The following is a 6,838-nucleotide window of genomic DNA, read 5'->3' as shown; positions in this document are numbered from 1 at the left end:
ACAGATTCATTGCATTTCAGCAAAAACACCCACGCAACATAACAGTTTACAATTTGTGAATTAGTCAGTTCAGGCTATTCATTGTTCCGCATTTGACTGTTACTATCTTTATAAATACATGCAATCATCAAAATGCTATGCAAGACTCTATTCAAACTTATATGCAACAGGTCGGGATACAGGCGCGTAAAGCGTCTCGTGTTTTAGTCAGTGCATCGACACATTTGAAAAATCATGCCTTGTCTGCAATTTATACTGCCCTGGAAAATAATCAGGCACAAATTTTAGCAGCCAATCAAATTGATATGGAAAATGGCCGTCAACGCCAACTGGACAGTGCCCTGCTTGACCGTCTGGAACTGACCCCTGCCCGTTTCAAGGGCATGCTACAGGGCTTGAAAGATGTCATCGCATTGGTTGACCCGATTGGCGAAATCACTGATATGACCTACCGTCCGTCTGGTATCCAGTTGGGTAAAATGCGCGTGCCGCTTGGCGTGATTGGAATGATTTATGAGTCACGTCCCAATGTGACGCTTGAGGCGGCATCGCTGGCGCTAAAATCAGGTAACGCGATTATCTTGCGTGGGGGTTCTGAAGCACTGGAATCGAACAAGGCAATTGCAGCCGCCATTCAACATGGTCTACAGGTTTCAGGCCTGCCTGAACATGCCGTGCAGGTGATTGACACACCTGACCGCGCCGCTGTTGGATACCTGATCACCATGACTGAATATGTTGACGTGATTGTGCCGCGTGGTGGGAAAAGCCTGATTGAACGCATCAGCAATGAAGCGCGTATTCCTGTGATCAAGCATCTGGATGGCAATTGCCATATCTTTGTTGAGGCACAGGCTGACCTGCAAAAAGCCTTGCCAATCGCATTGAATGCAAAAACACACCGTTATGGAGTGTGTAATGCCATGGAAAGCCTCTTGGTTGATGAGGCGGTTGCTGAAGAATTCCTGCCCCGTATTGCTGAACTTTATGCGGAAAAACAGGTTGAGCTTCGTGGCTGTCCAGAAACCCAGCGCATTCTGGGTGAATCTGTCAAAACTGCGACCGAGGAAGACTGGTATACAGAGTATCTGGGGCCGATCCTTGCAGTTAAGGTGGTGAGTGGTATGGATGAGGCGATTGACCATATCAACCAATATGGCTCACACCATACCGATGCGATTATTACCGAAAACTTTAGTCTGGCACGTGAGTTTCTGGCACGTGTTGACTCCAGCTCGGTGATGATCAATGCCTCAACCCGTTTTGCCGATGGCTTTGAATATGGCCTCGGTGCAGAAATCGGGATTTCAACCGATAAAATCCATGCCCGTGGTCCAGTCGGTCTGGAAGGCCTGACTTCACATAAATGGATTGTTTTTGGTGACGGGCAGATTCGCCAGTAACTGGTTCTATTGGTTTGCTTTTTGGCACGATAAAGCTCATTTATTTGATCTTTATCGTGTTTTTACATATTTTCATACAAAAAACTGTAGCAAAACGAACAGATCACCCAAAATAATCTTTTATTTACACACTATACTGAAATATAAATTTGTTTCACTTATAAATCAGTCGTATAGGCTAAAGTCTATCTTCGCCAATACGGCCTCTCATGTTAAAACATTGCGCTTGATTCTAATGCCCCATGCATTGTGGCAAAATCAAAAGTATTGGTTTATAAAATTTAAAACCTGTTAGGGGTTCAAACGTGGCTATATCTATTCTTGTAATTAACTGTGGTTCGTCATCCATCAAATACGCACTGATCTCTGAACGCCGTGAAGATCGTATCTACGGTCTGGCAGAAAATTTAGGTTCTGCTGATGCACGTATTAAAGGGGTAACAGTGGGTGGCGAACCATTGGAACTTTCAATCCCTCATGCAGATCATGCTAAAGCGCTCGAAACCCTTTTAGCCCGTTTAGCAAATTACAATCCTCAGGCGATTGGTCATCGAGTAGTACACGGTGGAAACTTAACCAAAGCTGAACTTTTAACACCAGAGATTGTAAAACGTATTGAAGCAGCGACACCGCTTGCGCCATTGCATAATCCTGCTCATTTAATTGGGATTGAAGCAACCATGCGCTTATTTCCTGAATTACCTCAAGTTGCAGTTTTCGATACAGCGTTCCATCAAACGATGCCTGAACATGCATACCGTTATGCCCTACCGCAAAACTTATATACAGAACATCAAGTTCGTCGTTATGGTTTCCACGGCACAAGTCATGCTTATGTGACTGAACGTGCGAGCGAATTGGCAGGAGCAAAAAATCAAGGTGGTTGGCTCAGTGCTCATTTGGGTAATGGCAGTTCAACCTGCGCTGTTTGGAATGGTGAAAGTTTAGACACGTCGATGGGGATGACCCCACTTGAAGGTGTGGTCATGGGTACGCGTAGCGGTGATGTTGATCCAAGCCTGCATTTATTCCTAGCAAACAATCTGGGTTGGGACATTCAAAAAATCGACAACATGCTCAACAAGGAAAGTGGTCTACTCGGTCTGTCAGGTTTGTCCAATGATATGCGCACACTGGTGGAAGCCTCTGAAAAAGGTCATGAGGGTGCCACCCTTGCCATCGAAGTATTCTGTTATCGTCTGGCAAAATCATTATCTGCCTTAAGTTGTGGCCTGCCTCATTTAGATGGATTGGTGTTCACTGGCGGCATTGGTGAAAATTCTGCCTATGTGCGTGAAAAAACGCTCGCTTACCTGCCTCATTTTGGCCTGCAATTCAGCAAGGAAAATAATGATACTTTGACTCGTGGCACAGAGGGACGCATTGATGGAGGAACTGGTCCACAAATCTGGGTGATTCCAACTGATGAAGAAGGTCGTATCGCCAAAGAGACCCGTCAGGTGCTTGCACAAATAGCTTAAACAATCATATTTAGATAATACCAAGGTCATTATGAATACAATTTTACTGATTCCAACAGGTGAAGGGGTTGGTCTTACCTCTGCCTGTTTAGGCATGATCTACGCCCTGGACTGCAAAGGCATCAATGCAGGTTTTCTCAAGCCATTTTCACAAATTGCAGATGCAACGGTTGACCGCACCACCACCCTGTATCGTCATCTATTCCAGCGTCATTCGGTTGAACCGATTGCTTATGAAAGATTGACTCAACTGATTGCATTAGGTGAGACAGATGAATTGCTTGAAGAGGCGGTTGCCTTGCATCGCCAGATTGCGGTTAATCATGATGTGATTATTGTCGAAGGTCTTGTACCCAATGGACAAGATCACTTTGCCAGTGAAATTAATGCCGCACTCGCACAAGCACTCGATGCACAGGTGGTTTTGGTCAGTACTGCCGATCTGGCTGATCCACGCAAAACAGCCGAAAAAGTGGATGCCCATCTACGTCCGTTTGGCGGTGCAGCCTCACCCCGCACTACAGGGGTTCTGTTCATGCGAACCAAGGGGCTTCCAGACGGCACGGCTGAAATTCCTGTCACACTTGACCCAAGCCTACGTCTGGACCAGCAAATTGCCGAATTTTCATTAGAGCTGCAACGCTATAACCGCTTTATAGGAACAGATGAGTTGCCAATTATTGGTCTGGTTCCATTCAGCAATATCCTGAGTGTGCCGCGCAGTCTGGACATTGCCCAAATTGTTAACGGAACATGGCTGCATCAGGGCGAGGCAAAGCAACGCCGCATTTTACACACCAGCCTGATTGCCTCAAATATTGAATCTGAACTACACAAGTTTGTTGCAGGTGAACTGATCATCAGCGCCTCACAGCGTACCGACACCCTGCTTGCAGCCAGTCTCGCCAGTAGCAATGGTACACCATTGGCAGGATTGGTTTTAACTGAACAGGCGCCACCCTCAGACAATGTTTTAGAGTTTTGCCAAAGTGCAATTAAGCAAGGTTTGCCAATTCTGCATACTTCACTTGATACACTTGAAACAGCACAACGCTTAAATCGTTTTGGCAATGAAATTCCAATTGATGATATTGAACGCGCTGAGCAGGTTACCCGTTTTGTTTCAAGTCATATTGACAATAACTGGCTGGATCAACATACCCAGAACAACCTACATCCTCGCCTCTCTCCATCAGCTTTCCGTTATGAGCTGGTACAGAAAGCGATTGCAGCGAAAAAACGTATTGTACTCCCAGAGGGTGATGAACCACGTACTGTACAGGCTGCCGTGATTTGCCAGACACGTGGCATTGCCCAATGTATCCTTTTGGCAAAACCAGAGTCTGTTGCCGAGGTTGCCAAGGCACGTGGGATTCAGCTCCCTGCTGATCTACAGATTATTGACCCAGACACTATCCGTGATCAATATATCGAGCCAATGGTTGAGTTACGCAGAGGCAAGCTGGATGCGTTGCAAGCCAAAGCACAATTGCAAGATACTGTTGTACTTGGCACCATGATGTTGGCCTTGGATCAGGTAGATGGTCTGGTTTCGGGAGCGATTCATACCACAGCCAATACGGTGCGACCTGCATTCCAACTCATTAAGACCGCACCGAATTACTCACTGGTATCATCGATTTTCTTTATGCTATTGCCTGATGAAGTGTGTGTCTATGGTGACTGTGCGATCAACCCTGATCCAAATGCGGAACAGCTTGCCGAAATTGCGATTCAATCCGCAGACTCAGCCAAAGCCTTTGGTCTTGACCCACGCATCGCCATGATCAGTTATTCAACAGGGACATCTGGTACAGGTGCAGATGTTGAGAAAGTCGCTGAAGCAACCAAAATCGCACAACAACGCCGTCCAGATTTATTGATTGATGGCCCGTTGCAATACGATGCAGCTTCGGTTGAAAGTGTTGGCCGCCAGAAAGCACCTGACTCGCAAGTTGCAGGTCGTGCCAATGTGTTTATTTTCCCTGACCTAAATACAGGGAACACCACCTATAAAGCAGTACAGCGTGCGGCTAATGTCGTTAGTGTTGGCCCAATGCTGCAAGGTTTGAACAAGCCAGTGAACGACTTGTCTCGCGGTGCTTTGGTCGATGATATTGTGTTTACCATTGCATTGACGGCAATTCAGGCAAAACAGCAAGATTAAACAACTTGCGATAACTATCTGCTTTACATAAAAATGTTTAAGCAGATAAGTTTTACCCGTTGAATCAAATCTTTTTGTTTTGAATGAAGTACTCATAGTACCATGAGTCATCATAAGTTTTTTGTATAGACATTTGCCTTACTTTTGACTGGGCAAAAGTAACAAAACCCCTCTGTTAGACTGATGGTACATCCCTGTAAACCACAGTCTAACAAGGTAGCATCCATGCCACCTATCACGAGAGCAAATGCTCATGAAGTAAAATAAGAAGCATCGAGACCTCTTGTATATCAAACAAGCGGGACCACCTCTTTTCAAGCAATCCATGCACATGCCACCGCATCAATATGTGATGCAACGCCGACTTGAGCTGTCTCATCAGGCACTAGAGTTGACCACAGCAAATTTGACCGAAATTACTACAAATTACGGTTTCAGTTCAAGCAGCCATTTTAGCCATCGCTTTAAAAAGCATTTTGGCTATAGTCCATCTCAACTGAGAAAAAACTAAAATCCAAAGCGCATCTTTTGTTGATGCAATTTAGATCAAAGCTTCGCTTTAGACCTTTAGCCAAATCTAAGCTAAAACTCCCACATTCATTCCTTTTTGTCATATAATTTAGCCCGCCAGCTAATCGCCCGCTCAAGAGAAATTTGATATGACAACGATCATCAAACAAGATGACTTGATTACATCAATCAAGGATGCCCTGCAGTTTATTTCCTACTATCACCCACAAGACTTCATCCAAGCGATGAGCCGTGCTTATGATCGTGAAGAAAACAAAGCTGCAAAAGATGCTATTGCCCAAATCCTGATCAACTCACGTATGTGTGCTGAAGGTCACCGACCAATCTGTCAGGATACAGGGATTGTCAACGTTTTCCTTGAAGTCGGCTTAGATGTTAAATTTGATTTAACCATGAGCCTGGATGATGCTGTAAACGAAGGTGTACGCCGAGGTTACCTAGAGAACTCAAACATACTCCGTGCTTCTGTGTTGGCCGATCCTGCTTTTGGTCGTAAGAATACTAAAGACAACACCCCTGCCGTGATTCACTACAAGCTCGTGCCAGGGAATAAAGTTGACATTACCGTTGCAGCGAAAGGTGGCGGTTCTGAAAATAAATCTAAACTTGCGATGCTCAACCCATCTGATTCAATCGTAGATTGGGTACTTAAAACTGTTCCAACCATGGGTGCAGGCTGGTGTCCACCAGGTATGCTCGGTATTGGTATCGGTGGTACTGCTGAAAAAGCCATGATGCTTGCTAAAGAAGCACTCATGGAAGAAATCAACATGGACGAATTACTTCGTCGTGGCCCACAAAGCAAAATGGAAGAACTCCGTATCGAGATCTTCGAGAAAGTGAATGCGCTGGGTATTGGCGCACAAGGTCTTGGTGGTTTAACCACAGTACTTGATATTAAAATCAAGGATTACCCATGCCATGCGGCAGGTAAGCCAGTCGGTATGATTCCAAACTGTGCTGCGACTCGTCACGCACATTTCCAGTTAGATGGTACAGGTGTTGCGCATATTCAGGCACCTAAACTTGAAGACTACCCTGCTGTAACTTGGGATTCATCTCAATCAAAACGTGTGAATCTTGATACCATTACCCAAGAAGAAATGAATTCATGGAAACCAGGTGACACCTTACTACTTAACGGTACCATTTATACAGGTCGTGATGCTGCACATAAGCGTATGGTCGACATGTTAAATAACGGTGAAGAACTACCTGTTGATCTTAAAGGTAAATTTATTTACTACGTGGGTCCT

4 protein-coding genes and 1 pseudogene are annotated in these 6,838 nt (G+C 45.1%); all 5 read left to right on the top strand.

The window, feature by feature from the left end:
• Nucleotides 1-137 precede the first annotated feature (137 nt).
• Nucleotides 138-1,403, top strand: coding sequence for a glutamate-5-semialdehyde dehydrogenase (locus B4H32_RS09860; RefSeq protein ID WP_286802690.1), 1,266 nt, complete (start codon nt 138-140; stop codon nt 1,401-1,403).
• Between the two features lie 305 nt (nt 1,404-1,708).
• A complete protein-coding gene (locus B4H32_RS09855) occupies nt 1,709-2,884 on the top strand; it encodes an acetate/propionate family kinase (RefSeq protein WP_286802688.1) in 1,176 nt (391 codons plus the stop codon).
• A gap of 31 nt (nt 2,885-2,915) precedes the next feature.
• A complete protein-coding gene (gene pta, locus B4H32_RS09850; RefSeq protein WP_004683215.1) occupies nt 2,916-5,051 on the top strand; it encodes a phosphate acetyltransferase in 2,136 nt (711 codons plus the stop codon).
• 310 nt (nt 5,052-5,361) lie between these two features.
• Nucleotides 5,362-5,562 (top strand): annotated as a pseudogene (locus tag B4H32_RS09845) (helix-turn-helix domain-containing protein); the annotation flags it as partial.
• Nucleotides 5,563-5,710: 148 nt separating this feature from the next.
• Nucleotides 5,711-6,838: fumarate hydratase (locus tag B4H32_RS09840; protein ID WP_286802686.1), on the top strand; the 1,128-nt coding region annotated here is incomplete at its 3' end.

It is taken from the genome of Acinetobacter sp. UBA2063 (assembly GCF_002333245.1).
Lineage (GTDB): Bacteria > Pseudomonadota > Gammaproteobacteria > Pseudomonadales > Moraxellaceae > Acinetobacter > Acinetobacter parvus.
This window is presented reverse-complemented; position numbering and strand designations above follow the sequence as displayed.